Consider the following 26,624-nt stretch of genomic DNA (forward strand, 5'->3'; position numbering starts at 1 on the left):
CTACGTTTCGGCCATGCACTCGTCGCCCCGTCCCGAGGCAGTCCCGGTTCCGACGCCGGCCGCTTCTCTGGTCTTCACCACCACGCTGTCCCACGGCCCGCTCACCCGGGCCGAGATCGGCCGGCGGACCGATCTCTCACCGGCCGCGGTCACCAAGGCCGTACGGCCCCTGATGGCGGCCGGCTATCTCGTCGAGGGCGTGGACGAGGAAGCACCGCCGTCTCTCGGGCGGCCCGCCAACCTCGTACGGGTGGACGGTGGCCGCGCACTGTTCATCGGGGTCAAGGTCACCGGGGACGAGATCATCGCGGTCCTGACCGACCTGTGCTGCCGCATCCGGGTCGCCCGGCACGTCCGGATCACCGCCCGTGATCCCGGAGCCGTGCTCGCCTCGACCGCCGCGCTCGTGCAGGAACTCCTCACGGAGGCCGACGGGTTCGGGGTGCGGGTGAGCGGCGTGGGTCTGGCGGTGTCCGGAGATGTGGACCGCGCCGCCGGAGTGGTCCGCTACTCACCGTTCCTGGACTGGCGCGACGTGCCGCTCGCCGAGCTGGCGCAGGCTGTGACGGGTCTGCCCGTCACCGTCGACAACGATGTCCGGGCCCTGACGGTGGCCGAGCAGTGGTTCGGGGCCGGGGTGGGAGTGCCGGACTTCGCTCTGGTGACCGTCGGTGCGGGCATCGGCTGCGGTCTTGTGGTGCACGGCCGGGTGGTCTCCGGTGCGCACGGCGTGGCCGGCGAGATCGGGCATCTGTCCATCGACCCGCAGGGACCGCCGTGCCACTGCGGCAACACCGGGTGCGTGGAGGCCATCGCCGGTGACGCCGCCATCATCCGTCGGGTCGGCGAGGTGACCGGACTGTCGGTCACCGACTCCGCGCAGGCCCTTGAACTCGCGCACCGTGGCGATCCCGGGGCCCGGGAGGTGTACGCACGGGCCGGGGAGGCCATCGGACGGGCCATCGGGGCCGTCGTCAATGTCCTCGGACCCCAGCGGGTGATCATCTCGGGCGAGGGCCTGGCGGCGTACGACCTGTTCGCCGAGCAGATCCGCGACACCTTCGCCGCCGCCGCCTTCGGTACCGCCGCCCAGTGCGACGTGATGACACGTCCGCTGCCCTTCGAGGAATGGGCGCGCGGGGCCGCGGCGACCGCGATCCAGTCCTTCATCGGTACAGAACACGTATGAGGAGCAGTAATGACGATGCAGAGCCGCATCTTGTCGCCCGTCACCGATCCCAGCCGCCGCACGGTGGTCCGGGGCACGCTCGGAGTCGGCGCCGCCGCACTGGCCGCGCCGCTGCTGACGGCCTGCGGCGGCGGTCCTTCGGCCGACCCGAAGACGGTCACCTTCGGATCGAACGGAGCCGATGCCACACCCAAGTCCGCCTACGCGGCGGTGACCAGTGCCTTCACCAAGGACAGCGGTCTCAAGGTCAAGACGAACACCGTCGACCATGACACGTTCCAGAAGAGCATCTCCACCTATCTCCAGGGCACACCGGACGACGTCTTCACCTGGTTCGCGGGCTACCGCATGCAGTACTTCGCCAAGAAGGGGCTCGCCCGACCGCTCGACGACGTCTGGGACACCATAGGTTCCGGCTTCAGCGACGCCGCGAAGCAGCTCTCCAAGGGAGAGGACGGCAAGTACTACTTCGTCCCGCTGTACAACTACCCGTGGGCCGTCTTCTACCGCAAGAGCGTGTTCAAGGAGCGCGGGTACGAACCGCCCCGCACCTGGAGCGAATTCACCGCACTGGCCAAGCAGATGAAGAAGGACGGCCTGTCGCCGATCGCCTCCGGATACGGCGGGGGCGACAGCTGGTCCATCCTCGGCGCCTTCGACTACCTGAATCTGCGGGCCAACGGATACGACTTCCACATGTCGCTCATGCGGGGAGAGGTCTCCTGGACCGACCGCCGTACGAGCCGGACCCTGGACCTGTGGCGTGAACTCAGCCCCTACTACCAGCAGGGGGCGGGCGGCCGCTCATGGCAGGACGCCGCTCAGTCACTGCTCGACAAGAAGTCCGGCATGGCGGTCATCGGGCTGTTCCTGGGACAGCAGATCACGGACGAGAAGCTGCGCGCGGACATCGACTTCTTCGCCTTCCCGGAGATCGACGCAGCCCACGGCCAGGACACGGTCGAGGCACCCACCGACGGGTTCATGCTCAGCCGCAAGCCGAAGAACGAGAAGGGCGCGGCCCGCCTCCTCGAATTCCTCGGCAGCGCCCAGGCGGAGAACCTGTACATGGGGGCCGACCCGAGCAATGTCGCCGTCCACTCCGCTGCGGACACCGGCTCGTACAACGCCCTGCAGAAGAAGTCCGCGGAACTCATCGCCTCGGCGAAGCACATCACGCAGTTCGGCGACCGCGACAGCGACCCGGGCTTCGTCTCCACCGTCGTACTGCCGGGCCTGGCTCAGTGGCTGGGCCACCCCGACGACGGCTCGGCCCTGCTGAAGAAGATCGAGTCCCAGCGCTCGCGCTTCTTCACGGCCTGATCCGGACCGGGAAGGTTCACCATGTCCTCCGTAGGCTCGGCGCCTCCCGCCGCCCCTCCCCGGGCGCCCGCACCGGCGCGCCCCGACGCCCCGCGTGCCCGCCCACGGCCGCTGCGGCTCGGCCGCGGTGACCGCCTCTTCCTCACGGTCATCGTCGGTATTCCGCTGCTCGCCCTGCTGGTCTTCGTCTGGCTGCCGGCGCTGGCCTCCATCGGACTGTCCTTCACCAGCTGGGACGGCATCGAACCGAGTGACATCCGATGGGTCGGCCTGGACAACTACCTGGAGATCTTCACCAATTACCCGCCGTTCTGGCCCGCGGTCCAGCACAACGTCGTCTGGCTGCTGTTCACGGCGCTGCTGCCCACCCCGTTCGGCATCTTCCTCGCGTACCAGCTCGACCGGAAGATCAGGTTCACCCGCTTCTACCAGACTGCGATCTTCCTGCCCATGGTGCTCTCGCTCGCCGTGGTCGGCTTCATCTGGGAGATCATCTACAACCCCGACAACGGACTTCTCAACGGCGTCCTGAACGGGGCGGCACCCGGCCACCACATCGACTGGCTGGGCGATCCGGACCTCAATCTGTGGGCCGTCCTCATCGCTTCGGCCTGGCGGCACACCGGCTACATCATGATCCTCTATCTGGCCGGTCTGAAGGGATTCGACCCCGCGCTGAAGGAAGCGGCCTCGCTCGACGGCGCCAATGGACGCCAGACGTTCCTGAGGGTGGTCTTCCCGGCACTGAAGCCGGTCAACATCATCATTCTCGTCGTCACCGTCATGGAATCGCTGCGGGCGTTCGACATCGTCTATGTGCTCGGCGGCGGTGTCGGCAGCAAGCCCGGCATGGAGCTCCTGTCGCTCCTGATCACCGACAACATCATCGGTGAGTCCAGCCACATCGGTTACGGCTCCGCACTCGCGGTCGTCCTGCTCATCGTCTCGCTGCTCGCCATCGGGACCTTCCTTGCCCAGACCTTCCGCAAGGAGGACCAGTGACCGCGACCGTCACACCGCCGGCGGCCGGCCCGCGCACCCGCCGCACGCCGCTCCCGGACGCGGGCCCCTCGCGCCCGAGGCGACAGACCGGACGGCATGTGCTGCTCGGCGGGATCGCCTTCCTGTGGCTCGTTCCGCTGCTGTGGGCGGTGTACACCTCGCTGCGGCCCTACTCGGACACCAGCAGGCACGGCTATCTCTCCCTGCCGCACAGTCTCGGTTTCGAGAACTTCGGCACCGCCTGGCGCCAGTCGGGGATGCCGCACTTCTTCTGGAACTCCGTCCTGATCACGGTTCCGGCGGTCCTCGGCACGCTGCTCTTCTCCGCCGCGGTGGCCTTCTTCGTCTCCCGGTTCGACTTCCGCTGGAACGTCGTCCTGCTGATGCTCTTCACCGCGGGCAACCTGCTCCCCGCCCAGGTGCTGATCACTCCGCTGTACCGGCTCTACCTGCTGATCCCGCTGCCCGGCTGGATGAGCGACTCGTTCCTGCTCTACAACTCGGTGTGGGGCATCATCGTCATCCACATCGCCTACCAGTGCGGCTTCTGCACCTTCGTCCTCAGCAACTACATGCGGACGATCCCGAAGGAGATCACGGAGGCGGCGCTGGTGGACGGCGCCCCGGTGTGGCGCCAGTTCTTCCAGATCGTGCTGCCGCTGTGCCGTCCCGCGTTCGCGGCGCTCGCCACCCTCGAATCGATCTGGATCTACAACGACTTCTTCTGGTCGCTCGCCCTGATCGAGACCGGCGACAAACGCCCGATCACCTCGGCACTCGCCAACCTCCAGGGCCAGTACTTCACCAATCCCAACCTCATCGCGGCCGGCGCACTGATGACCGCGATCCCGACGCTGCTCGTGTACTTCGCGCTCCAGCGCCAGTTCATCAGCGGGCTCACCCTCGGTTCGGGCAAGTAGCGAACCCTGTCCCGCGCTGCGCAGCCCTGCACTGCACTGCACGCAACCGGAACACCGCACCACTACCGAATCCCTTCGCCGAGAAAGCAAAGAGGTCCCCTCTCATGCGGTCACCCACCCGCCCCGCCACGAGAGCCCTGCGCTCCGCGCTGGTACTCGCCGTCACCGCAGGCCTGGCAGTCGCCGTGCCGACGGCGCAGGCTGCCCCGTCCGAGTCCCCCGCCATCTCCCCCGTCGCCACCACCGCGGTCACCGACGCAGCCGGCACCGGCGAGGACGGCGTAGCCCAGAAGCCGTACATGGGCTGGAGCAGCTGGAGCCTCCAGACCACCTCGTACCCGGGGATCAATCCCGACGGCAACTACAGCTATCTCACCGAAGCCAACGTCACCAAGCAGACGGACGCCCTGGCCTCCAAGCTCAAGAAGTACGGCTACGAGTACATCAACATCGACGCCGGCTGGTGGCGCGGCTGGGACTGGACGCCGGAGTTCGACGCGTACGGGCGCCAGAAGGCCGACAAGGCACGCTTCCCGAGCGGGATGAAGGCGGTCGCCGACCGCATCCATGGCAAGGGTCTCAAGGCCGGCATCTATCTGCCCGTCGGTCTGGAGAAAGAGGGATACGGCGAGGGCAAGCTGCCGATCTGGAACACCGACAACTGCACCACCGGTGACATCGTCTACAGCGATCTGCGGACGACCAACGGCTGGGACAGCTCGTACAAGCTCGACTTCTCGAAACCGTGCGCCCAGAAGTACGTCGACTCGCAGGCGCAGCTCATCGCCGACTGGGGATACGACTTCCTCAAGCTCGACGGTGTGGGTCCCGGGTCCTTCAAGAGCGGCGACAACTACGACAACCGCGCGGACGTCGCGGCCTGGCAGAAGGCCATCAAGAGCACCGGACGGCCCATCCATCTGGAGATCTCCTGGTCGCTCGACATCAACTACGCCAAGGACTGGAAGGCCACGTCCAACGGATGGCGCGTCGACACGGATGTCGAGTGCTACTGCAACACGCTGGTGTCGTGGGAGAACTCCGTCGAGGACCGGTGGCGTGACACTCCCGGGTGGACGCGGTACGCCGGTCCCGGCGGCTGGAACGACCTCGACTCGATCAATGTCGGCAACGCCGCCATGAGCGGCCTGACCAAGGCCGAGCGGCAGAGCTACATGACGCTGTGGGCGGTCGCCAAGTCGCCGCTGTTCAGCGGGGACGACCTCACCCAGCTCGACGATTACGGCCTGTCGCTGATGACCAACCGCGACGTGCTGAAGATCAACCAGCAGCCGGGGAAGCCCGCCAAGCCCATCACCTCGGTCGGTGACGAGCAGGTCTGGGCGTCCCAGAACCCCGACGGCAGCTACACAGTCGCCCTGTTCAACCTGGGTGACTCCGCCTCCCCGGTGACCGCCGACTGGTCGGCCCTCGGCTTCACGGGCCAGGCGTCCGTGCGTGACGTGTGGAACAGCGAGAACCTCGGCCGGTACAAGGACGGCATCACCCAGGCCCTGCCGGCCCACGGCTCGCGTCTGTTCACCGTCACCCCGCAGGGCCCCGCACTGAAGACGACGGCGTACGAGGCGGAGTCCCCGGACAACGTCCTGACCGGTTCCGCGTCCGTCGCCGACTGCGCCGAGTGCTCGGGCACGAAGAAGGTCGGCAACCTGTATCTGGGCGGCACGCTCCAGTTCACGCACGTCGTCGTCAAGCAGGCCGGCCGCTACCTCATCAACGTCGCCTACACGTCGGGGGATCCGCGGTCGATCGGCGTGTCCGCGAACGGTAAGGCGCCCGTTGCGACGGCCTTCCCGGCCACCGGGGGCTGGGGAGCCGCCGACACGATCAGTGTGCCGGTCACGCTGAAGGCGGGCAGCAACACCGTCACCTTCGACAGCGGTACGGGCTACTCACCCGACATCGACAAGATCGACGTTCCGCTCCGGTAGCCCCGTCGCACGACCACATCCGGGGGCGCGTCCTGATCGGCGCGCCCCCGTCCCGTGCTGCCCCTGCCCGCGCTCCCGCCCGGGTCTCCCCCGACGCCGTACCGCGCCCCCACCATGTCCGCAGGAATGGAGTAGTCCCGTGAACGACCAGCATCCGCACACCCCTGCGCAGCCCAGCACCAGCACCAGCCGCCGTCGCGTGCTCTCGCTCGCCGCCGCCGTCGGATCGCTCACCGCTCTCGGCGGCCTCCCCGCCTTCGCCGCCACCGCCCCACCGAAGCGCCCCACCACGTCCCCGATGCTTGCCGAGGGCCAAGGTTCGACGACGCGGATGTGGTACCGCGCACCGGCCGGCGAGACGACGATGCTGGAGCGGGCACTGCCGGTCGGCAACGGCCGCCTCGGTGCTCTCGTCGGCAACGACCCCTCGCACGAACTGCTCTTCGTCTCCGACGCCACCATGTGGACCGGCGGGATCAACGACGTACTGGAGCAGGACGGGCAATTCCCCTACGGGCGGGCCGATTTCGGCAGCCTCACCCAGCTGGCGCACGTGACGGTAGACATCCCGGAGCACGATCTCGGCACGGTCAACAGCTACCGCCGCGAGCTCGACCTCGCCCAGGGCCTGGTCACCTCCAGCTACATCCGCTCGGGTGTGTCCTTCGAACGCCGCGTCTTCGCAAGCCAGCCGGACGACGTGATCGTCGTGCAGTTCTCCCAGCGCGGTGGCGGTCACTACACCGGCACCGTCTCGCTCGACGGCACACACGACGAGACGACATCGGCGGACGGCGCGCACGACAGCCTTTCCTTCGGCGCCGAGTTCACCAACGGGCTCCGCTACGGCGCCGCGGTCACCGCGCACAGCACGAGCGGATCGGTCATCACCCAGGGCTCGAAGATCGTCTTCACCCGGTGTGCGGACCTGACGGTCGTGATCAGCGGTGGTACGAACTACTCCCCCGACCCGAAGGCCGGCTACCGGGACACGGACCTCGACCCGGCCGCACTCGCGAGGACCAAGGTGCGGACCGCCGTACGGCATTCACCCACCGCACTGCTGCACACCCATGTGGCCGACTACCGCGACCAGTTCGACGGCATGCAGATCTCGCTGGGCCCTTCCACGGCCGAGCAGCGGGCGCTCGACACCTGGGAGCGGCTGAAGGCGCGTACCCAGCAGGACGGGCCCGACCCGGAGTTCGAAGCGCTGTACCTTCAGTTCGGCCGCTATCTGATGATCAGCAGCTCCCGGGGCGGCCTGCCGGTCGCCCTCCAGGGCCCGTGGCTGGACGGCAACGACCCGGACTGGATGGGTGATTACCACACCGACATCAACATCCAGATGAACTACTGGATGGCCGACCGCACCGCGCTCTCCCGCAACTTCGACGCGTTCACCGATTACTGCCTCTCCCAGCTCCCGGTCTGGACGGAACTCACCCAGAGCCTGTTCAACGATCCGCGCAACCGGTTCCGCAACTCCTCGGGCAAGATCGCCGGCTGGACCGTGGCGTTCTCCACGAACATCTACGGCGGCCTGGGCTGGTGGTGGCACCCCTCGGGCAGTGCCTGGCTGTGCAACACCCTGTGGGAGCACTACGAGTACACCCAGGACCGGCAGCATCTCGCGAAGATCTACCCGCTCCTCCAGGGTGCCTGCGAGTTCTGGGAGACCCGGCTGCTGACCATGACGGTCACCGACGCGGACACCGGCAAGGAACGTGAGGTCCTCGTCGCCGACAAGGACTGGTCGCCGGAGCACGGCCCCCAGGACGCGAAGGGCATCACCTACGCCCAGGAAGTGGTGCGGGACCTCTTCGCGCACTACCGCGAGGCCAGTGCGCTGCTCGGCAGGAACGCCGCGTACAGCAAGACCGTCGCCGGGCTCCAGGAGCGGCTGTACATGCCCGAGGTCAGCCCGAAGACCGGTTGGCTCCAGGAATGGATGTCCCCGGACAACCTCGGCGAGACCACTCACCGCCATCTCTCCCCGCTGGTGGGCCTGTTCCCGGGCGACCGCATCCGGCCCGACGCGTCGCCCGCGGCGTTGGTGAAGGGCGCGACCGAACTCCTCACCGCGCGTGGGATGGAGAACTTCGGCTGGGCGAACGCCTGGCGGTCCCTGTGCTGGGCACGACTGAAGCACGCGGAGAACGCGTATCAGCTGGTGATCACCAATCTGCGGCCGTCCGTCGACGGCAGCAACGGCAGCGCGATGAATCTGTTCGACATCTACGAGACCGGGAAGGGCCGCGGGATCTTTCAGATCGAGTCCAACTTCGGTACTCCCGCCGCCATGATCGAGATGCTGCTCTACTCGCGCCCCGGACACATCGAACTGCTGCCCGCACTGCCCGCCGCCTGGGCGCGCTCCGGCTCGGTCACCGGCATCGGGGCGCGCAGCGGTTTCGTCGTCGACCTGAGCTGGCGCGACGGCAGGGTCCGCGAGGCCACCATCCGCAGTGTCGGCGGGCGCAGGACCACGGTGACGGCGGGCGGCATCTCGCACGACGTCGACCTCCGCGCCGGGGAATCCGTCACGCTGCGGAACTTCCGATGAGCGGCGCAGCGCACCGCGCCCTGATCGCGGTCGTGGTCCTCGCCGCCACAGTTCTCGCCCCCGCCCACGCCACCTCCTCCGCCGCCGCGGCGACTCCCGTGCCCGACCCGTCGGTGGTCACCTGGGCGGCCAGCGCGGACCGACTGGGCGAGTCCCCGTCCGACCGCAGCTACCGTCTGGTCGTCCGGACCAGCGTGGGCGGCAGCGGGATGCGCGTCCGGGTGTCCAACGCGTTCGGCGACCGGCCACTGGTCATCGGCAGCGCATACGCCGGGCTGCGCAAGAGTGGTGCCCGGCTGGTCGCGGGCTCCAACAGGAAGCTGCGCTTCGACCGGGCGGAGTCCGTGACCCTGGCGCCGGGCGAGATCCGCTACAGCGATCCGCTGCCCGGGAGGACCGAGGCCGGCAGCGATCTGGCGGTCAGCCTGTACGTACGGACGGCGGGCGGTCCCGCCACCGGGCACGGGATGGCTCTCCAGACGTCGTACGCGACCGCCGGGGACCACGCGGCCGAGGAACGGGACGGCGCGTACACGGAACAGATCGGGTCGTGGTTCTACCTCGACGCGGTCAGCGTGGACACCGGCCCCGGCACCGGCGCCGTGGTCACCCTCGGCGACTCCATCACGGACGGCTGGCAGTCCACCACCGACAAGAACCTGCGCTGGCCCGACTTCCTGGCACGCCGGCTGCACGGGACGCCGAGCTCCACGGTGCAGGGTGTGGCCAACGCGGGGATATCCGGGAACCAGGTCCTGGTGGACGGCGCCGGCCAGAGCGCGCTCGCGCGCCTCGACCGCGACGTGCTGTCGCTGCCCGGGGTGCGCACGGTGGTCCTGTTCGAGGGCGTCAATGACATCAAGTCCCACAGCGGTGTCACGGCGGCCTCGCTGACGGCGGGCTACCGCCGGATCATCGACCGGGCCCACGCGGCGGGGAAGTGCGTCGTCGGCGCCACCGTCCTCCCCTACCAGGGCTGGTCGGAGTGGGATCCACAGGGGGATGCGGTACGCATGGAGGTGAACGAGTGGATCCGCACCAGCGGTGCGGTGGACGCGGTGGCGGACTTCGACAAGGTCCTGCGCAGCCCGTACAACCCGCAGCGGCTGCTGCCGACGTTCGATGGAGGGGACCATCTGCATCCCAACGACAAGGGCATGCAGGCGATGGCGGACTCGATCGACCTCGGGGACCTCGAGTGCGACGGCGCGAGCGGGTGAACCCGCGGTCACGCCCACGTCCTGACGCCACGCCGGCCACTCGGCGCGCCCGGGTGGAGATCCGTCGGCCGTGAGCTGATCCAGGGCCCGTCGGGACCGCATGTGTCACCCCGCGTGATCCCGACGGGCCGACAGCCGGCCTTGGCGCAGCGGCTGCCCGGAAGCGTTGCGCAGCAGCACAGGAGAGTGTCCCCGCGGAAGCCGAAAGCACCCGGCGAACGCGGCGGTCGTCACGGACGCGACACCCCATGAGTGTTCCCCGCCCCGCCTCAGCCACCGCCGGCCGCGTCCCTGTCCGCCAGGGACAAATGGAGATGGGCCAGGTCACGCGGAATCGGACCGTCAGGACGGAAGAGCGGTGCACTCTCCCCGTAGGCGGCCGTGGCCGGAGCATCCGTGAGGCGAAGACGTGTCCGCAGCCGCCCGTAGAAGTCGTGCGGGCCGAGCCTGATGACCCGCAGACGACGCGGGGCCGCGTACACCCCGAGCCAGTCCCCGGCGTCCAACACGCCACGCAGATGGCCGTCGATCGTCACCGCGCCCTGTCCCGAATGGGGCAGGACCCGGACCGCGATCGGTTCGTCCGGCGCTACGACCACCGTGCGGTCGAAGGTCATGTGCGGCGCGACAGGTGTGAAGATGACGGCATCCATGCGGGGTGAGACCACCGGACCGCCTGCGGCGAAGCTGTAGGCGGTCGACCCGGTGGGAGTGGCCATGATGACGGCATCGGCCGAGTACGAGGCGAGAAGCCGGCCGCCGACATAGACGCCGAGACTCACCTGCCGGTCACGCGCCAGCTTCTCCACGACGACGTCGTTGAGAGCGGTGACATCCAACGCCACACCCCAGCCCTCCGCCCCGGCCTCCGCGTCCCGGTCGACCTGAGGCGGCGGCAGCATCGGGCGTCGTCCGTAGCCCATCAGAGCGTCGATGTCCTTGGGCACCTCGAGCACCCGGGAGGCCCTCATCGTCAGCAGCATGCGCTCCTCGACCGCCGCCCTTCCGCGGTGGACGGCGTCGAGCGCCCGGACGACGTCCTCGGCCGGCACCTCGGTCAGGAAGCCGACACGGCCCAGGTCGATTCCCAGAACGGCGCCATTGATCTTGGCAGCGATCCTGGCACCACGCAGAAACGTCCCATCGCCTCCGAGCGTCACAATGAGACCAGGGTTGCCTGCGACATCGGCCTCCTCCCTCCCGCCGCGCCGACGTTCGTCGTCGCGCCACACGTCGATGTCCGTGCATGGAATGTCTTCACCGGCACACCAATCGCGTACGACGCGCGCCGCGACAACGGCCTCGGGGCGGCCCTGGTGGACGACGACTCCCACCCGCTCGACACTCATCTCGGTCCAACTCCCCGCGATCCGGCGATGTCCTCACCCCACCTTGAGGGCCCGAGGGGTGTGCCGGCCCGTCGCCGGGCCGAGACACCCCTCTCCATCAGGCGATCGGGTCCGCCGAACCGCCGCGGGGACCGGTCGACGGGCCCTGCGGGTGGCCCTTGCGGGAGGCCCGCCATCACCCTTCAGGGTCTTTCCCGATCCCCTGCACGCGCCATGCCGTCGTTGCCGACCCACGACGCGGAAGGATCGGCCCATGAGCATTCCCACGCCGAACGTCACGCTCGACAACGGTGTTGTGATGCCGCAGCTCGGTCTCGGCGTCTTCCGGATTCCGGACGAGGAAGCCGCCACTGCCGTCACCACCGCCCTCGACTGCGGCTACCGGAGCATCGACACGGCAGCGGTCTACGGCAACGAGACGGGCGTCGGCCGGGCTCTGGCGTCCTCCGACATCCCCCGCGAGGAACTGTTCGTCACCACCAAACTGTGGAACGAGGAGCCCGTCGCACGCTCGCCGGCTGCCGGCCTCCGAACACCTTCGCACCGACCGGCGGCCACGGGCCGTGTCGCACCAACCACGTGTCTGAGGAGAAACCGTGCTCATCGATCTCACCGGCAAGACCGCGCTCGTCACCGGATCCACGCAAGGTATCGGTTTTGCCATTGCCGCGGGACTGGCCAATTCCGGCGCCCGCGTGGCTGTCAATGGACGCCGCCCGCAGTCCGTGGACGATGCCATCGAGAAACTGCGGCAGGAAACGGACCGTGACTGCTTCATCGCCGCGCCCGGCGACATCACCACCGACGACGGCGCCCGGCAGGTCATCGAGGCAGCCCCGGACGTCGCCATCCTTGTCAACAATCTGGGCATCTTCGGGGCGACCCCTGCCCTGGAGATCAGCGACGAGGCGTGGCGCCAGTACTTCGACGTGAATGTTCTGTCCGCCGTCAGAATGATCCGCGCCTATCTCCCCGCCATGAAGGACCGCTCCTGGGGGCGAGTCCTGAACATCGCAAGCGATTCGGCCGTGGCCGTCCCGGTGGAGATGATCCACTACGGCGTCTCGAAAACGGCTCTGCTCGCTGTCACGCGGGGCTTCGCCAAGGACGCCGCCGGCACCGGAGTCACCGTCAACTCGATCATCGCCGGGCCGACCCACACCGGCGGCGTCGAGGATTTTGTGTATCAACTCGTCGACCCCGGTCTTCCCTGGGACGAAGCGCAACGGGAGTTCATGGTCAAGCACCGGCCTCAGTCGCTCCTGCAGAGACTGATCGAACCGGAAGAGATTGCAAACATGGCCGTCTATCTCAGCTCGGCCCTCGCCTCCGCGACCACCGGCGGGGCCGTGCGCGCGGACGGTGGATACGTCGACTCCATCCTCCCCTGACAGGTCACGAACGCCAGGATCCCCGCAGCGACCATCTCGTGGGAGTGGCTTCGCGCAGGCGGTCGAGGAACTCGTTGCCGGTGAGCCGGCAGAGGCCCTGTCGTGCCTCCGGCAGCGAGACGGGCCGGGGAATCGAACCGGTCACACAGCTCGACGGCCGCCGCTCGTGGGCGCCTCGAAACGGATGATTCAACCTGGCCCCTCACGGGGTCCGTGCCCTCGCAGCATCTCCTAGCGATCAGCGCACTGGGAGGCGAGAACCTCACGGATGACGTGGCGGGCGTTGGCGGAAATGATCGGGTTTGTATCGCGGAAGTACGGGAGTTGGATGACGGCCATGGCCAGGGCCCAGCCACGGCCGCGCGCCCATGTCGCGTCGTCGACGTCCACGGCGTCCCGGAACGCGTCCCTGGTCGAGGACGGCAGCAGGTTCCACGCGGGGATCAGGTCGCAGGCGGGGTCACCGACGCCGACGGTGGCGAAGTCGAGCACCGCGGTGAGCCTGCCTCGGGCGACGAGCAGGTTGCTCGGCATGAGGTCGGAATGCGCCCAGCGGGGTGCTGCGCTCCATGGCCGCGCGGCGAGCGCGTCCTGCCAGGCAGCCACGGCCGCGTCGGCGTCGAAGACTTCGTCGGCGTGGCGCAGTTCCTCGATCGCGGCGCGTGTCCGGGCATCGACCTTCGCCAGCGGAGACCCTCGGTAGGCGCTGGGCCCGCCTTCGACATGGGTGTTTCGCATGGCCTTGATGAACTCGGCCAGATCGCACGCGAGGAGCTCGGGCTTGTCGAGGTGGCCCTCGACCGGGCTTTCACCCTCGATCCACCGATGCACCGACCAGGCCCACGGATATCCCTCGGCGGCTTGCCCCGTTGCGACCACGGTCGGAACAGTGACGGGCAGACCGGGAGCGAGCTTGGGCAGCCACCGTTCCTCCCGCTCCAGATCCTTGGCGCCGCCCTCCGTGAGAGGAAGCCGGACCGTCAGTGTGTCGCCGAGCCGGTAGACCGCATTGACGGTACCCCCAGAGGTCAGCCGCTCGACCGGCAGATCCGCCCACTGCGGAAACCGTCCACTGACCAGCCGCCTGACGAGGTCTGCGTCGATGTCCGTCTCATCAGCATGCATCTTGACCATCCGCCAAAGAAATGCCCGAGGAGCCAAGCCCGTCAACTGATTTCACCCGGCGACGCGCATCGCCGGGCGCCTCGCTGCGCCCCACTCTTCGTCTCACGCCTGGACCGAGTGGTCGTCGACTCGGCGGTTCACGGGCAGCGCGTAGGCTCAGGGCCTTTATCGCTTTCATTGGAGACCTCGTATGACCTTGAATCCGGTACCCATCGACCGCGAGCCGGCCGCCGGGGCTGTCCTGCTGACCGGCATCCCGGGGAGTGGGAAGTCCACGGTGGCCGAAGCGCTGGCCGGCCGGCTCCGGATGTCGGCCCATATCGAGGTGGACGCACTCCAGCAGATGATCGTCAGCGGTGGGCAATGGCCCTCTCCGGCCGAAAACACGGAAGCCGACCGGCAGATCTTCCTGCGGGCACGCAACGCGTGCCTTCTGGCGGAGAGCTTCGCGCGGGCGAGTTTCATCCCGGTGCTCGACGATGTTGTGGTCCGCCGTGCCCACCTCGACTTCTATCGCACGACGATGGCCGCCGTGCCGCTCCACGTCATCGTTCTGGCTCCCGGCCCGGCGGTCGCGTGGCAGCGCAACCGGACGCGGGAGAAGGTCCTGACCACGGACTGGTCGCCGCTGGATACGGCGATGCGCTCCGAACTCGGGCAGCAGGGAACCTGGATCGACAACGCTGATCAGACGGTTGAGGAAACGGTCGGGGCGATCCTGTCCGTGACCGGTCTGGCGTCGATCCCCGAAGGCGATCAGCCTCTGCAATGATCGCCAGGTGGCGCGTGGAGTTCTGACGGCTACCCAGCGGGTCGGGCCGGTGCCGTTGTCGCCTGAAGTTGCTGCGCGCGACGTCCTGGCCCCCTCCGCGTTTTCGGCCCGCCGGATGCTGTCGTGCCGCTGGGCGAGTGGCGTCTGCCGCTGTCGGAGATCCGTCTGCTGCGGTGACCGGCCCGGAGCCGGCCTCAGCGCGTGAGCCCAGCGCGCAATGCCGCAAGCAATCGTTCAGGTCAGGCGTGGAAGCGTCAGCCGGATCGACGGGTGTCCCGGTATCGCTCTGGATTGGCGCGTGGCCGACACCACGACAGCCAGTGCACGTGTCGGTACCGAATTCACCCGGCCCGCGAAGACTCCCCTGGCGGGCCGCCCGGCGAGGACGGCCGGCACTACGTCGGCGCCGCGAAACGCCATGCGGAGTGGGTGCGGTCGACTGGCAAGCGGGTAAAGGCAGCCCTAGCGTCGACGTCAGAGCGCCCAGTCCTGAAGGAGCAGTCATGACCGCACGCCCGCCCGTCCCCCCGTTCACACGGGAGACCGCAATCGAGAAGGTCCGCCAGGCAGAGGACGGCTGGAACACACGTGACCCCGAGAAGGTCTCCCTGGCCTACACGGAGGACTCGCGTTGGCGCAATCGGGCGGAGTTCGTGACGGGACGCGACGAGATCGTCGCGTTCCTGACGCGCAAGTGGACCCGCGAGCTCGACTACCGGCTGATCAAGGAACTGTGGGCGTTCGACGGCAACCGGATCGCGGTGCGGTTCGCGTACGAATCGCACGACGACTCCGGCAACTGGTACCGCTCCTACGGCAACGAGAACTGGGAATTCGATGAGAACGGGCTGATGGCCGTACGGCACGCCTGCATCAATGACCTGCTGATCAAGGAAACGGACCGCAAGTACCACTGGCCGCTCGGTCGCCGCCCCGACGACCACCCCAGTCTCAGCGACCTCGGACTCTGATCCCGGAGCCGCTCCTGCGGCGCCGGAAGCGGTGTGGGCCCCGCGTGGCGCGGCGCGGGGCCGCGCGGACAGTCGCCGGCTCCCCGAAGGGCAGGTGCACGGCTCCGGCCAGCACGCCTACGGCTGGCGGGTGCTGCCGCGCCCGTCCGGGAGGCTGCAGAAGGCGGGCATGCCGCAGCCACCGCCGGGCGAGGTGCCGTCCGGGGCGGATTCATGGTCTTCCCCGGCCCCTGGCGACGGAGCCGACGGAGTCCGGGGGCAACGTGTGGCGCTGCCTTCTCACATGTTGATCATGTGCCCAGCGAGCCCGTGCACGGCCTCCTTGACCGCCTCGCCCAGCGTCGGGTGCGCGTGGACGTTGCGAGCCACCTCGTGGACCGTCAGGTCCCACTGCTGGGCCAGGGTGAGCTCCGGCAGCAGTTCGGTGACGTCCGGGCCGATCAAGTGGGCGCCGATGATCTCTCCGTACTTCGCATCGCTGATCAGCTTCACGAAGCCGGTCGTGTCGCCCAGTCCGTGAGCCTTGCCGTTCGCGGTGAAGGGGAACTTGGCAACCTTGACGTCGAAGCCCTTCTCCCGTGCCTGCGCCTCGGTCCAGCCGAAGCTGGCAATCTGTGGCTGGCAGTACGTGGCGCGCGGGATCATCGGGTAGTCGAGCTCCATGGTCTCGGCTCCCGCGATGGTCTCGGCCGCGACCACGCCCATCGCCTCGGCGGCGTGCGCGAGCATCAGCTTTGCGGTGACGTCGCCGATCGCGTAGATGTGCGGTACGGATGTGCGGCAGCGGCCGTCGATATCGATCGCCCCGCGCTCGGTGATGCGTACGCCGGTGCTCTCCAGGCCGTAGTCGGTGACGTTCGGTGCGAAGCCGATCGCCTGCAGAACCTTGTCGGTCTCCAGGACCTGTGGTGCACCGTCCTTGCCGATGACCGTGACGCGGACCTGCGGGCCGGACTCGTCGATCGAGTCGACGCGGGTGGAGGTGAGCACATCGATGCCCAACTTCCGGTACTGCCGGGCCAGTTCGGCAGAGACGTCCGCGTCCTCCAGCGGCGCCATCCGGTCCAGGAATTCAACGACGGTGACCTTCACCCCGTAGTTGTGCAAGACATACGCGAACTCGACACCGATGGCCCCGGCGCCGGCGACCACGATGGACTGAGGCAGGTCCTCCGCAAGGATCTGCTCCTCGTACGTCACTACGCGTGAGGTGCGGCGGGTTCCGGGCAGCAGCTTCGGAGTCGCTCCGGTGGCGATGATGCAGTGGTCGAAGCCGATCGTCCGGGTCGAGCCGTCGAAGAGGGCCACGTCGAGCGTGTGCGCGTCCACGAACGTGCCACGGCCGCTGATCTCCGTGATCCCGTTCTTCTTCATCAGGTAGTGGACGCCCTTGACCCGGCCGTCCGCGACACGGCGGCTGCGCCGGAACGCCTCACCGTAGTCGAAGGAAACCTGCCCTTCGACCTTGATGCCGAAGGTCTTGGCCTCGCGTGTGACGATGTGCGCGAGCTCGGCGTTGCGCAGCAGGGCCTTGGTGGGGATGCAACCGACGTTCAGACAGACCCCGCCCCAGTATTTGGCCTCGACAACAGCGACGCGCTTGCCCAGCTGGGCTGCTCGAATGGCGGCGACATATCCGCCCGGGCCTGCTCCGAGTACGACGACGTCGAAGTGCTCACCTTGCTCATCCATGGAGAGTTCCTTTCTGATGGGGATCGGCCCGGCCACCGTTGAGAGCCGATTCATCCTGTTCGAACAGCCTGTGCACCGTCCGGGCGGCTGTGGTTTCCGACACCCGTCCGCGGGAGGAACATCACCCGGAAGACAATGCGGGCGATCGGCCGGCCGGTCACATCGTCGCTCGTCCTCGGGCTCCAGCAGCATGCTCCCTCAGCCGGATCGGCTCGGCACGCCGGTCGCGCAGACGCTCCGTCTCTCGGCCCTCGCTTCCGTGCCGCCGCACGGCAGAGCCGAAGCGCTCGGCCGGGTGCAGTACGGCACGAGTTCCCGGGTCCACTCGGCCGGGTGACCGTGCACAGGCCCCGTTCAGCCCCTGGTCGGAACCCGGTCGGTCCGTGGTCACGACGGCCTTGGCGCGGTGGTCGCGGCGCTCCGCGGCCGGCGTGGATCGCGTTCGTGAGGGCAGGCCCGGGGTCGGTCATTCTCCGAGCGGCGCCGGCGCACCCGGATCGCCCCAAGCCCGTCCCGAATGCCGTCGTATCACGCACGGAGCCAGCTGGATCATGTGATCATCTGGGCGACGACGATACGACGACAGGGGCGGAGACAGTGGCCGACGGTGCGGCAGGGACCGGGACACTCCGGTGTCGAGGCGTGTGTCCGATGCGGGGGTCCGGTGTTCCCGTGCGCGACTGCGTCGAGGGACGGCACTGAGCGCCGACGGTCCTCGCCTGTCCGGCGGCACCCCCGTCGTCCCGGATGCGGCAGAGGCATCCCTGCTCACGTTTCTCGGCCTGGAGCCGTTGGAGGACGCCGTGTACCGGCTCCTCGTCGACCGGCCCGACAGTGAACCCGCCACGCTCGCGGACGATTCGACGGGGTGCGCCGAAGACGTCGCGCGCGCCCTCGACGTCCTGGTGGAACGCGGTCTCGCCAGCGCCCGACCCGACGGCGACGACGACGACGTGATCCACTACCGGGCCGCCTCCCCCGTGCTCGCTCTCGGCCCCCTGCTGGAATCCCGCCGGGCGTCCTTGCGCCGCGTCGAGTCGCTCGTGACAACTCTGGCCGAACGGCACCTCTCCGCGCAGGCCCACGCGTCGGGAGCGCCGGTCGAGGTGCTGTCGGGGGCGGCTGCGATCCGGCGCAGGCTCCTGCTGATGCAGGATCAGGCCACCATCGAGGTGTGCACCATGATGCCGCTGCGTGAGGTCCACTCCGTGATCACCGTCGAGGACAACCACGACGCGATCGAAGACGTGCTGATGCGACGCGGGATCGCCCTTCGGAGCGTCATCGAGCGCGACTGGCTCGAACGCCCCGAAATGGCAGCGACCGCAGCCGCCTACGCCGCTCAGGGGCAGCACATCTCCGTGGTCGACGAACTTCCCATCAAATTGATCATTGTCGACCGTCGGATGGCCCTGCTGCCGCTCGCCCCGGAACGCGACGACGTCGACCCGGTCGCGCTGGCCGTGCACGGTACCGGACTGCTCACCGCGCTCAGTTCGCTCTTCGAAGCGCACTTCGAGAGGGGCTGGCGTCTGCTGCCCTCCGAGACGGACCCGGGGACCGGGCGCACCGACGGAGCCGAACTCGACGCCGTGGACCGCCAGATCGTCTCCCTGCTGTACGTGGGACTCACCGACGCCGCCATCGCCCGTCAGCTCGGCATGGGGCACCGTACCGTCCAGCGACGCCTGCAGTCCCTCATGGTCGAGGTGGGGGCGGCCACCCGTTTCCAGCTCGGCTGGCGTGCGGCGCGCAGCGGCTGGCTGGACGGGGCGGACGCGTAAAACCTCTCGAACCGGATTGAAAACAGCGCCGTCTGAGGCGTATTTACGCCTCGGCGTGTTCACGCCAGGGACACCCCTTGTACACCCCACCGAGCGTGCCGAACCATCTAGGCACCGACCGCATGGGGGCCCCACACCTCACGCAGGTGGGCGAGTTCACGCATCTGTGCGATAGGGGAGGGTTCACGTGTTCCCGACACGACAAAGACGGCTCGGCCGTGTCCTGGCTGCCGCAGTGGTCGTCGCGGCCACCGGCTCGACGTTGCTGACGTCACCGGCCTGGGCCGAGGAGGAAGCGCCGCCTGCCACGACCGTGGCCGGCGACAGGGTGCCCGTCGCGCCCGCCATGACTCAGCGTCTCGACGACACGGTCCGCGAGGGCACTCCGGCCCAGGCCGCACGGGCGCACCTGAAGGCCCATCAGGACACGTACAAGGTTCCGGTCGCGGATCTTGAGACCGTGAGCACAAGCAAGGACGGCAAGCAGTCGTCCGTCCGCTTCCAGCAGAAGCACGACGGGGTGCCGGTCTTCGGCGCCCAATACGCCGTGCAGACCGAGGCGGCGGAAGGCGGTCAGAACGTCACCTCCGCCACAGGCACCCTCTACACGGACCTGTCGGTCTCCACCACACCGAGCGTCTCCGAGGCCGCAGCCGAGAAGCGGATGTTCTCCCTCGACGGGAAGCTGTCGCGGGTCAAGGGTGCCAAGACCGAGGGCCACGGCCTCATCGTCCTGCCGGACGCCCGAGGCGGCAAGCTGGCCTGGCACTTCACCGTCACGGGCGCCGAAGCCAACGGCAGCCCGGTGCGCCAGGAGGTGTACGTCGACGCGAACATCGGCGGCATCGCCCTCTCGTACAACAACATCGACGCCGCGGACGCCGCACCGGCCAAGGGGACGGGCGTGCGCGTGGACGGCTCCGAGGCGGAGTTGAACATCAACAAGGAGACGGGCGGGTCGTACACGCTCGTCGACTCCACCCGGGACATGTTCGCGCGGACCGGCGGCCAGATACGCACGTACGACGCCCAGCGCAAGAGCTACTCGGTCGTAGCGGGTGGCCCGGTCACCGAGGACATTCCGCTGGCGACCTCCGCGAGCGACCGGTTCGACGGCACCAACACCTCTTCCGGCGCAGTCGACGCACACCTGAACGCCGCCAAGGTCTACGAGTTCTACAAGAACGAGATCGGCCGCGACGGCATCGACGGCAAGGGCGGCACGATCTACTCCGTCGTCAACGTCGCGAGCAACGGCAAGGACTACGCCAACGCCTTCTGGGACGGCTCCAAGATGGTCTACGGCCACATGAACGGCGTGCCGCTGTCCGTGGGGCTGGACGTGGTCGGCCACGAGATGACCCACGGCGTCACCGAGCACTCCGCCGGGCTCGTCTACCTGAACCAGTCGGGCGCCCTCAACGAGGCGATCTCCGACTACTTCGGCAACGCCATGGAGACCGCCGACAAGGGCATCCCCATGAGCGACCCCACCTCCGGCCTCATCGGCGAGTACCTGTGCAACGGCACCAAGCCGTTGGACGAGTGCGCTCTACGCGATCTCAACGACGGCCGCAGCGCGCAGACCGGCTACGACCCCATGACGCTCGACTTCGACAACGGGGGCGTGCACGCCAACTCCACGATCGTCGGCGGGGCCATGTGGGACATCCGCAAGAGCCTCGCCCCTGAGCTCGCGGACCAGATCGTCTACCGGGCCGCGCAGAACTACCTCACGCCGCTGTCCGGCTTCACCGACATGCGTAACGCGATGACCCTCGCCGCCAAGTCCCTGAATGTCTCCGGAGGCGACCTCGCCGTCATCCGCAAGGCCTTCGACGCCCACGGTATCGTGGACAGCTGGGAGCAGAAGGCCGGCACCCACGACGGCACCACCATCGGCGCCCAGGTGCTGCCCGCCTACGAGGTGTACGGCGGCGTGGACGAGCAGGCCGCGCAGATCAACGGCGACGTGTACGCCATCAGCCACGGCGACGCGATCGCCTGGGACCGGGGTGGCGCCGCCTTCGGTATCACCGTCGGCCGCTTCAGCAAGCAGCACGGCAACTCGGAGCACGAGCTCGCCCAGGACGACGCCTACCTGCTCGACCCGTCCCTCGATGACGACCGCATCGTCTTCACCCGGATCACCGCCGACGGCATCGGCATCTACGCCGCGGGGAACAAGGGGCAGGGCGCGATCAAGAAGCTGGTCGACGACCCCGACGCCGACGAGACCGAGCCGGTCACCGACCACGGCGACCTCGCCTGGATCCGCACCACCCCCGACGGCGAGCAGGACGTCATGCTCCGCAGGGCCGACGGCACCACCGTCAACGTGACACCCGAGCCCGGCACCAGGGCCGGCCGACTGGCGATGAAGCACGGCAGCATCGCCTGGGCCGGCGGCGCCGACCGCAGTTACGTCAGGCTCTACGACATCGCCGCCGGCACCACCCAGAGCAAGCGGATCGGCGGCTTCCTCTTCAACTCCGTCGGCGACATCCAGTTCACCTCCGACCGCATCTTCTGGCGGGAGAACAGCAGCCTGTTCGGCTCCACGAACTTCATGTCCGCGCCGCTGAACGACCTGGCCAAGTGGGCGAAGCTGCGCCTCCCGACGGGGACCTACCTCGCCCAGTTCTCCGTCACCGACGACTACTTCGCCTACTCGACGTACGACGCCTGGAGCGGGCTCGGTGGCTGGAGCGGGCCGGACAAGATCAAGGTCCAGGTCGCCGGTACCGCCGACGTGGTCGCAGGAACCGGCGCCTTCAGCCGCGCCTCCTGCTCGTCCGGCGCCCAGCTGGCCCCGTCCCTCGGTGACGGCCAGCGGGTGGCCTGGCTGGACACCACCGCGGCCGACACCGACGTGGTGACCCGAGCCACCTTCGCGGGCACCTGCGAATAACATCCGCCGCGCGTCGGAGGCGGTCACCGGATCCTCCGGTGACCGCCTCTTCGCGTACGGGCGTCGGAACGCTCGTCGACCTCCTGGCGGACGCCAGTGCCTGCCTGAACCATCGGGGCACTCGGAGCCGTTCACGAGCGTTGCCGACAAGGAAGCACGCATCGAGGAGAGTGCCCGCGGGGGTACCCGGGTTCGGGATCGGGGTCGGCATGACAGTGATCGCGGAAGTGCGCGGAGCGGGCGGCTGGTGTGGCGCCGAGTTCGCCGACAGCGACGAGTGGCGGGTCGAGCTCAGCGCCGTCCATCAGGCCGAACTGCGCGCCGCGGTCGGCGCCGTGGAGTCGGCCGGCCTCGGGCTCGCCCACTTCTCACGCGAGGACTTCCCGTTGCCGACGCTCGGTCCCCTGCTCCACAGCCTTGTCGACGAGCTGATGGACGGTCGCGGTTTCGTGCTGCTGCAGGGCGCGCCCGTCGCCGATCTGAGCGAGCAGCAATGCGAGATCCTCGCCCTGGGAGTGGGCCGACACTTCGGCCGCACCGTTCCGCAGGGTCCTGGCAAGCACGTGCAACACGTGCGCGACCTGGGCGTCTCCCCGTCGGGTTCGACGAGTTACAGCTATCAGCACAGCGGGCGGCTCGGCTACCACGCCGATCCGAACGACGTCGTCGCGCTGCTGTGCATCCGGCCGGCGAAGTCCGGCGGGCTCAGCTGCATCGTCAGCTCGGTGGCGGTGCACAACGAGGTCGTGCGCACCCGCCCCGACCTGGCTGAGGTGCTGTACCGGCCGTGGTGGCGCGACCGGCGCTCCGGGGACGGTCCCGACAGCTTCTTTGAGAGCCCCGTCTACAACGTGGACAGTGCAGGGCGGCTGTCCACGTCCTACGGCCCCGACTACATGCGTTCGGCGCTGCGCGGCGCCCACGTACCACCGTTCACTCCTGCGCAACTGGAGGCGATGGAGCTGCTCGACCGCCTCAACAACGATCGCCGCTTCACGCTCGCCATGGACCTGCGCGCGGGCGACATGCAGTTCCTGAACAACCACGTCACCCTGCACAGCCGCACCGAGTACGTGGACCACCCCGAGCCGGAGCGCCGCCGTGACCTCGTCCGGCTCTGGCTGAGCACCGACCAGGACCGGCACGCGCCGTCCTGAAGGTCAGGGCGAGCACGGTCAAGCCCGGCATCAGCGGGCCAGCCCCCGGGATTACTTACTCCACGACCAGGACGATCTTGCCGGTCGTTCGGCCGGTCTCCCCGAGCGCGTGGGCCTTGGCCGCATCCGCGAGGGGGAAGGTGGCCTCGATGTGGGCGCGGAGAGAGCCGGCCGCCACGAGATCCGCGATCGCCTTCATGCCGGCGTGGTCGGACTCGACCAGGAGCGTCTCGACGCGGATGCCCAGCCCGGCGGCCTTCGCTGCCTCCTGCGGCGAGCCGCCGTTCAGGAGGGAGACGAGGATGCCACCGGGACGGAGTACATCGAGGGAGCGGGCGCGGGTCTCGCCGGAGAGGGGGTCGAGGACCATGTCGATGTCCTGAACGGCGTCGGCGAAGTCGACGGTGCGGTAGTCGATGACTTCGTCCGCACCCAGCTCGCGTACGAAGTCGTGCTTGGGCGCGCTCGCGGTGCCGATCACGTACGCGCCAAGGGACTTCGCGATCTGTACGGCGAGGTGGCCTACGCCGCCGGCCGCGGCGTGGATGAGGACGCGCTGCCCGGGACGGACTTCGGCGGTGTCGACGAGTGCCTGGTAGGCGGTGAGGGCAGCGAGCGGAAGTGCGCCCGCCTGGACGTGATCGATGCCGGCCGGCTTGTGGGTAAGGGCGCGGGCGGGGGCGATCACGTACTCGGCGTGGGAGCCGACGCCGTACGGGTAAGGCAGCATGCCGAAGACCTCGTCGCCCGGCTTGAAGAGGGTGACCCCGTAGCCGACGGCCTCGACGACCCCGGAGACGTCCCAGCCGAGAACGAGCGGAAGGCGGTCGAGAAACAGGCGGTTCGCCCGGTGCTTCCAGTCGGTGGGATTGACGCCGGCCGCCCGGACGGCGACCAGAACCTGACTCGGGCCCGGGACAGGTTTGGGGAGCCGGACTTCCCTGAGTACGTCCGGGGTTCCGTAGGCGTCCTGACTGATGGCGCGCATGGTGGCCTGGTCGGTGTTGTTCGTCATGCGTCCAGCGTGCCGGGCGTTGCCGTTCCGTGCCATGGGATGCATGCGATCTTTCGTCGGGATCCCGGCGCGCCCTGCACGTAGGGACTGGGAATCAGCGCAAGTCGGCCGGGTGGACGATGTTTCCTCTGAGCCATTGGAATTTCGATGGCTGCCATTGGGATCTCCATTGGAATTGTATGGATAGCCGCCCTAACTTCGAGGACATCGCCGCGCCGACGATCTGGACCCGGAGGGTCAGAGTTCGCAGAACGTAGGAGCGTGCGATCCGAATCTCCCCCATCCCATGGGCCCGCGAGCGGGCCCCGTTCCCGGAGACCACTCATGTCGAAGATCCTTTTCGTGATGACCGGCGTCGACCACTGGACGCTGGCCGACGGCACGAAACACCCCACCGGTTTCTGGGCGGAGGAGGCCGTCGCCCCGTACGAGGCGTTCAAGGCGGCCGGGCACGAGATCGTTGTCGCCACGCCCGGCGGCGTCGTCCCGACCGTGGACAGGGGCAGCCTGGCGCCCGAGTTCAATGGCGGGCAGGAGGGTGCGGACAAGGTCGCTGCCACGCTCGCCTCGATCACCGAGCTCCAGCACCCGATCACGCTGACGGACGTGAACCTCGACGACTACGCAGCCGTGTTCTACCCCGGCGGCCACGGCCCCATGGAGGACCTCGCCGTCAACCCGGTCTCCGGCCGGATCCTGATCGACTCCCTCGCCTCCGGCAAGCCGCTCGCGGTTGTCTGCCACGCCCCGGCCGCGCTCCTGGCTGCCGAGAAGCCCGACGGTTCCAACGCGTTCGCCGGCTACAAGGTGGCCGCGTTCACGAACGCCGAGGAGACCCAGGCCGGTTTCGCCGACAAGGCGAAGTGGCTGCTCGAGGACCGTCTGACCGAGGCGGGCGTGGAGGTCCAGGTGGGCGAGCCGTGGGTCCCGCACGTCGTCGTCGACCGCAACCTTGTCACCGGCCAGAACCCCGCCTCGTCCGCCCCGCTCGCCATCGAGGTCCTCAAGAAGCTGGCCTGACGATGAGTGCCGACCGGCTCGCAGAGGTCCTCGCCGCCAACGACAACTGCCTCACCAGGTATGGCGTACGGCGCACGATGGACGACACCGCCACCACCACAGGGGTGTCCCGGTCAGCGGTCCATCAACACGTCCGGAGCAAGGGCGACGCCTTTCGGCAGCCGACCGGGCACCTGCGCGGCCGGGTTCGCTCCCATAAGAATGCCTATATTTATCTTTATGGAGCATAGGGATTCAGATGAGCCGCGGGTGGTGCCGCACTCCGGTCCGGCACCGCTCGCGGACCTCAACCTGCTGCGTACCTTCCTCGCCGTCTACCGCGTCGGCTCCTTCACCGCCGCCGCTCATCTGCTGGGCCTGTCCCAGCCGACGGTGACGACGCAGATCCGTTCCCTGGAACGACAGACCGGGCGCGAGCTGTTTGAACGGCTCCCGCGCGGCGTCGCCCCCACTCCGATCGCTCACGACCTCGCGACCCGCGTCGCGGGCCCGCTCGACGCCCTCGCCGCCACCGGCCGGGATCCCGCCGCGCAACCGCACGCGCGCCCCGACCCCGTCCACCTCGCAGGGCCGGCAGAGTTCCTCGCCGAGCGCGTCCTGCCGGGCCTCGCCCCGCTCGTCGCCGGCGGCGTACGGCTGCGGGTCACGACAGGACTGACCGACCCGCTCCTGGACGAGCTGCGGCACGGCCGACACGACCTCGTCATCGCCACCGTCCGCCCGCGTGGCCGGACCCTGGCCTCGGTGCCCCTCGTCGACGAGGAGTTCCTCCTGGTCGCCGCACCCGCCGTGGCCGAGCGCACCAAGCCACTTCTGGCTGCCGAGGGCCCCGCCGCACTGCAGACGGTGCCGCTCATCGCGTACGCGGACGACCTTCCGATCGTCCGCCGCTACTGGCGTCACGTCTTCGGGGCCCGTCTGAACCGCGAGGCCGCCGTGACCGTCCCCGACCTGCGGGCCGTGCTTGCCGCGGTCAAGGCGGGCGCCGGGTTTTCGGTCCTCCCGAGTTACCTGTGCCTGACCGACATGGCCGGGGGCTCCCTGGCGCTCCTCCATGAGACGGACGACCCGCCCATCAACACCAGTTACCTCGTGCAGCGCCCGGGCACCCCCGACAACCCGAATGTCACGCGAGTCCGGGACCACCTGCTGAGCCTCGTCCGCAACTGGTGACGTCAACCGTGGGATCCGGGACTTCGGGTGTGTACATGTGCGCGGGCGACTTGTCGTAGCCCTGCGCCACCTGCTCGTTCCACACGTCCGCG

19 protein-coding genes and 1 pseudogene are annotated in these 26,624 nt (G+C 68.6%); 16 read left to right on the top strand and 4 right to left on the bottom strand.

What is annotated here, in order from left to right:
* The first annotated feature begins 13 nt into the window (after positions 1–13).
* From OHA88_RS07350 to OHA88_RS07380, 7 genes are all read left to right on the top strand, one after another.
* Positions 14–1,189 carry an ROK family transcriptional regulator gene (locus OHA88_RS07350; protein WP_328624753.1) on the top strand — a complete coding sequence of 392 codons (1,176 nt, stop codon included), beginning with the start codon at positions 14–16 and terminating at the stop codon, positions 1,187–1,189.
* Between the two features lie 9 nt (positions 1,190–1,198).
* Positions 1,199–2,512 carry an ABC transporter substrate-binding protein gene (locus tag OHA88_RS07355; RefSeq protein ID WP_030980033.1) on the top strand — a complete coding sequence of 438 codons (1,314 nt, stop codon included), beginning with the start codon at positions 1,199–1,201 and terminating at the stop codon, positions 2,510–2,512.
* Between the two features lie 21 nt (positions 2,513–2,533).
* Entirely contained in the window at positions 2,534–3,514 is a 981-nt protein-coding gene (locus OHA88_RS07360; RefSeq protein WP_328624754.1) for a carbohydrate ABC transporter permease, read from the top strand.
* Positions 3,511–4,434: a carbohydrate ABC transporter permease gene (locus OHA88_RS07365; RefSeq protein ID WP_328624755.1), complete on the top strand. Its 924-nt coding sequence runs from the start codon at positions 3,511–3,513 to the stop codon at positions 4,432–4,434. The genes OHA88_RS07360 and OHA88_RS07365 overlap by 4 nt, the downstream gene beginning before the upstream one ends.
* A 104-nt stretch (positions 4,435–4,538) precedes the next feature.
* Entirely contained in the window at positions 4,539–6,386 is a 1,848-nt protein-coding gene (locus tag OHA88_RS07370) for an alpha-galactosidase D (RefSeq protein ID WP_328624756.1), read from the top strand.
* 139 nt (positions 6,387–6,525) lie between these two features.
* Positions 6,526–8,952: a glycosyl hydrolase family 95 catalytic domain-containing protein gene (locus OHA88_RS07375; RefSeq protein WP_328624757.1), complete on the top strand. Its 2,427-nt coding sequence runs from the start codon at positions 6,526–6,528 to the stop codon at positions 8,950–8,952.
* Entirely contained in the window at positions 8,949–10,172 is a 1,224-nt protein-coding gene (locus tag OHA88_RS07380; RefSeq protein WP_328624758.1) for an SGNH/GDSL hydrolase family protein, read from the top strand. Before OHA88_RS07375 ends, OHA88_RS07380 begins: the two co-directional genes overlap by 4 nt.
* Positions 10,173–10,441: 269 nt before the next feature.
* On the opposite strand, the gene OHA88_RS07385 is transcribed toward OHA88_RS07380, so the two are convergent.
* On the bottom strand, positions 10,442–11,521 hold the full coding sequence (locus OHA88_RS07385) for an NAD(+)/NADH kinase (protein WP_328624759.1): 1,080 nt from the start codon (positions 11,519–11,521) through the stop codon (positions 10,442–10,444).
* Between the two features lie 253 nt (positions 11,522–11,774).
* On the opposite strand from OHA88_RS07385, the pseudogene OHA88_RS07390 reads away from it, so the two are divergent.
* A pseudogene (locus tag OHA88_RS07390) lies at positions 11,775–12,020 on the top strand (aldo/keto reductase); the annotation flags it as partial.
* 97 nt (positions 12,021–12,117) lie between these two features.
* Positions 12,118–12,912: an SDR family NAD(P)-dependent oxidoreductase gene (locus OHA88_RS07395; protein ID WP_328624760.1), complete on the top strand. Its 795-nt coding sequence runs from the start codon at positions 12,118–12,120 to the stop codon at positions 12,910–12,912.
* Between the two features lie 231 nt (positions 12,913–13,143).
* Here the strand turns inward: OHA88_RS07395 and OHA88_RS07400 are convergent, their stop codons facing one another.
* Entirely contained in the window at positions 13,144–14,037 is an 894-nt protein-coding gene (locus OHA88_RS07400) for an aminoglycoside phosphotransferase family protein (protein WP_328624761.1), read from the bottom strand.
* Between the two features lie 190 nt (positions 14,038–14,227).
* Between OHA88_RS07400 and OHA88_RS07405 the strand changes: the two genes are divergently transcribed.
* Both OHA88_RS07405 and OHA88_RS07410 read left to right on the top strand, forming a co-directional pair.
* Entirely contained in the window at positions 14,228–14,809 is a 582-nt protein-coding gene (locus tag OHA88_RS07405; RefSeq protein WP_328624762.1) for an AAA family ATPase, read from the top strand.
* Positions 14,810–15,312: 503 nt separating this feature from the next.
* On the top strand, positions 15,313–15,780 hold the full coding sequence (locus OHA88_RS07410) for a nuclear transport factor 2 family protein (RefSeq protein ID WP_328624763.1): 468 nt from the start codon (positions 15,313–15,315) through the stop codon (positions 15,778–15,780).
* A gap of 279 nt (positions 15,781–16,059) precedes the next feature.
* Here the strand turns inward: OHA88_RS07410 and lpdA are convergent, their stop codons facing one another.
* Positions 16,060–17,472 (bottom strand): dihydrolipoyl dehydrogenase, encoded by a 1,413-nt coding sequence (gene lpdA / locus OHA88_RS07415; RefSeq protein ID WP_328624764.1) that lies wholly within the window; start codon positions 17,470–17,472, stop codon positions 16,060–16,062.
* A 632-nt stretch (positions 17,473–18,104) separates the two neighbouring features.
* On the opposite strand from lpdA, the gene OHA88_RS07420 reads away from it, so the two are divergent.
* From OHA88_RS07420 to OHA88_RS07430, 3 genes are all read left to right on the top strand, one after another.
* A complete protein-coding gene (locus OHA88_RS07420; protein WP_328624765.1) occupies positions 18,105–19,256 on the top strand; it encodes a hypothetical protein in 1,152 nt (383 codons plus the stop codon).
* Between the two features lie 187 nt (positions 19,257–19,443).
* Positions 19,444–22,167: a M4 family metallopeptidase gene (locus OHA88_RS07425; RefSeq protein WP_328624766.1), complete on the top strand. Its 2,724-nt coding sequence runs from the start codon at positions 19,444–19,446 to the stop codon at positions 22,165–22,167.
* A 209-nt stretch (positions 22,168–22,376) separates the two neighbouring features.
* Positions 22,377–23,324 carry a TauD/TfdA family dioxygenase gene (locus tag OHA88_RS07430; RefSeq protein ID WP_328624767.1) on the top strand — a complete coding sequence of 316 codons (948 nt, stop codon included), beginning with the start codon at positions 22,377–22,379 and terminating at the stop codon, positions 23,322–23,324.
* Between the two features lie 55 nt (positions 23,325–23,379).
* On the opposite strand, the gene OHA88_RS07435 is transcribed toward OHA88_RS07430, so the two are convergent.
* Entirely contained in the window at positions 23,380–24,312 is a 933-nt protein-coding gene (locus tag OHA88_RS07435) for an NADP-dependent oxidoreductase (protein WP_425896630.1), read from the bottom strand.
* Between the two features lie 351 nt (positions 24,313–24,663).
* Here OHA88_RS07435 and OHA88_RS07440 point away from each other — a divergent pair, with 351 nt between their 5' ends.
* Together OHA88_RS07440 and OHA88_RS07445 are read left to right on the top strand one after the other, a co-directional pair.
* A complete protein-coding gene (locus tag OHA88_RS07440) occupies positions 24,664–25,359 on the top strand; it encodes a type 1 glutamine amidotransferase domain-containing protein (protein ID WP_328624769.1) in 696 nt (231 codons plus the stop codon).
* A 219-nt stretch (positions 25,360–25,578) separates the two neighbouring features.
* A complete protein-coding gene (locus OHA88_RS07445; protein ID WP_328624770.1) occupies positions 25,579–26,532 on the top strand; it encodes a LysR family transcriptional regulator in 954 nt (317 codons plus the stop codon).
* Positions 26,533–26,624: the final 92 nt, after the last annotated feature.

Origin of the sequence: Streptomyces sp. NBC_00353 (assembly GCF_036108815.1) — a bacterium.
Lineage (GTDB): Bacteria > Actinomycetota > Actinomycetes > Streptomycetales > Streptomycetaceae > Streptomyces.

What these genes read in the sequence shown, in the direction of transcription:
- OHA88_RS07400 (WP_328624761.1), bottom strand. Translation starts at nt 14,037, where the DNA reads ATGCATGCTGATGAGACGGACATCGACGCAGACCTCGTCAGGCGGCTG.
- OHA88_RS07360 (WP_328624754.1), top strand. Translation starts at nt 2,534, where the DNA reads ATGTCCTCCGTAGGCTCGGCGCCTCCCGCCGCCCCTCCCCGGGCGCCC.
- OHA88_RS07410 (WP_328624763.1), top strand. Translation starts at nt 15,313, where the DNA reads ATGACCGCACGCCCGCCCGTCCCCCCGTTCACACGGGAGACCGCAATC.
- OHA88_RS07430 (WP_328624767.1), top strand. Translation starts at nt 22,377, where the DNA reads ATGACAGTGATCGCGGAAGTGCGCGGAGCGGGCGGCTGGTGTGGCGCC.
- OHA88_RS07445 (WP_328624770.1), top strand. Translation starts at nt 25,579, where the DNA reads ATGGAGCATAGGGATTCAGATGAGCCGCGGGTGGTGCCGCACTCCGGT.
- OHA88_RS07350 (WP_328624753.1), top strand. Translation starts at nt 14, where the DNA reads ATGCACTCGTCGCCCCGTCCCGAGGCAGTCCCGGTTCCGACGCCGGCC.
- OHA88_RS07435 (WP_425896630.1), bottom strand. Translation starts at nt 24,312, where the DNA reads ATGCGCGCCATCAGTCAGGACGCCTACGGAACCCCGGACGTACTCAGG.
- OHA88_RS07440 (WP_328624769.1), top strand. Translation starts at nt 24,664, where the DNA reads ATGTCGAAGATCCTTTTCGTGATGACCGGCGTCGACCACTGGACGCTG.
- OHA88_RS07370 (WP_328624756.1), top strand. Translation starts at nt 4,539, where the DNA reads ATGCGGTCACCCACCCGCCCCGCCACGAGAGCCCTGCGCTCCGCGCTG.
- OHA88_RS07385 (WP_328624759.1), bottom strand. Translation starts at nt 11,521, where the DNA reads ATGAGTGTCGAGCGGGTGGGAGTCGTCGTCCACCAGGGCCGCCCCGAG.
- OHA88_RS07405 (WP_328624762.1), top strand. Translation starts at nt 14,228, where the DNA reads ATGACCTTGAATCCGGTACCCATCGACCGCGAGCCGGCCGCCGGGGCT.
- OHA88_RS07355 (WP_030980033.1), top strand. Translation starts at nt 1,199, where the DNA reads ATGACGATGCAGAGCCGCATCTTGTCGCCCGTCACCGATCCCAGCCGC.
- lpdA (WP_328624764.1), bottom strand. Translation starts at nt 17,472, where the DNA reads ATGGATGAGCAAGGTGAGCACTTCGACGTCGTCGTACTCGGAGCAGGC.
- OHA88_RS07380 (WP_328624758.1), top strand. Translation starts at nt 8,949, where the DNA reads ATGAGCGGCGCAGCGCACCGCGCCCTGATCGCGGTCGTGGTCCTCGCC.